The sequence below is a fragment of the Sinosporangium album genome (assembly GCF_900100605.1).
In the GTDB taxonomy this organism is placed as follows: domain Bacteria; phylum Actinomycetota; class Actinomycetes; order Streptosporangiales; family Streptosporangiaceae; genus Sinosporangium; species Sinosporangium album.
Genome location: NZ_FNCN01000097.1, coordinates 1 through 1,089, shown reverse-complemented (window position 1 = coordinate 1,089; position 1,089 = coordinate 1). Strand labels below are relative to the sequence as shown.

The window sequence follows — 1,089 nt, the reverse complement described above, 5'->3', positions numbered from 1 at the left end:
ACCAGCGAACCGGAACGTCCCCGATCTTCGGCAGGCGCAGCTTCCCGCCCGGCGTGACCGCGAACCGGGCGTTCTTGGTGAACCGGATTGCTTGCTGGGAATCCTTCCGCGACCGGAACCGGGGTGCGGTGACCTTGCGCCCCTTCCGCTTCCCGGAGATCGAGGCGAAGAAGTTGCGATACGCGGTGTTCAGGTCCGCGAGCGCCTGCTGAAGGACCACGGCGGACACCTCGCCGAGCCATGCACGGTCCGGTGTCTTCTTCGCCTCGGTGATGACCCGCTTGGACAACTCCCCGTCCGAGACGTAGGGCAAGCCTTGTTCGCGGGCGTCCTGCCGCAGGCGCAGCCCGTCGTTGAACACCGTCCGCGCGCACCCGAACGCCCGTGCCAGCGCTTGACGCTGACCCTGCGACGGGTAGAGGCGGAAGTTGTACCGGAGCTGCACACCAAGATCCTACCATTGGTTTATGGCTGAGTATGGAGACATCAGAACCGGTAGGCACTGCGTTTTCGTCCTGCACGCCCATTTGGTTTTCGTGACCAAGTTCCGGCATCGGGTATTCACGGGCAGCCACCTGGAACGCCTGGAAGAGATCATGCGAGACGTGTGCGCCGGCTTCGAGACCGAGCTGCGCGAGTTCAACGGCGGGAGCAGCCACGTTCACCTGCTGGTGAACTTCCCGCCCAAGATCGCCCTGTCCAAGCTGGTCAACTCCTTGAAGGGCGTGTCCTCCCGCAGGATGCGCCAGGAGTTCCCCGAACTGGCCCGCCATTGCTACCGGGCGAACAAGCTGTGGTCGGGCTCCTACTTCGCCGGGAGCGTCGGCGGGGCGCCGCTCACGGTCTTGCGCCAGTACATCGAGCAGCAGAACCGGCCCGCCTAGGGCACGCTCGGGCCTGGCGGCCCTCCCGCGCGGGCCTTCACCCCTGGCCTGAAGGCCGGAGCACTGGCCCGCAATTCGGTAGCCGGCAGGGTCGTCCCCCGCGATCGGCCTACCTGATCGGCCTTGGCGAGGAACGTGAAAGCCGGATCGACCCGAGCATTCTCGATGACTGGACCGGGTGTTTCGTCGCCCAGCTTGGGGCGCC

General features: G+C 65.9%; 2 protein-coding genes. One reads left to right on the top strand and one right to left on the bottom strand.

Annotated elements, in window-relative coordinates:
* Positions 1 to 445, bottom strand: a 445-nt coding sequence (locus BLQ73_RS30785) for an RNA-guided endonuclease InsQ/TnpB family protein (RefSeq protein ID WP_176955805.1), incomplete at its 3' end; no start/stop codon positions are given.
* A gap of 22 nt (positions 446 to 467) precedes the next feature.
* Here BLQ73_RS30785 and tnpA point away from each other — a divergent pair.
* Complete coding sequence (gene tnpA / locus BLQ73_RS30780; protein WP_093176455.1) at positions 468 to 884, top strand: IS200/IS605 family transposase; 417 nt, start codon at positions 468 to 470, stop codon at positions 882 to 884.
* The last annotated feature ends 205 nt before the right edge of the window (positions 885 to 1,089 follow it).

What these genes read in the sequence shown, in the direction of transcription:
- tnpA (WP_093176455.1), top strand. Translation starts at nt 468, where the DNA reads ATGGCTGAGTATGGAGACATCAGAACCGGTAGGCACTGCGTTTTCGTC.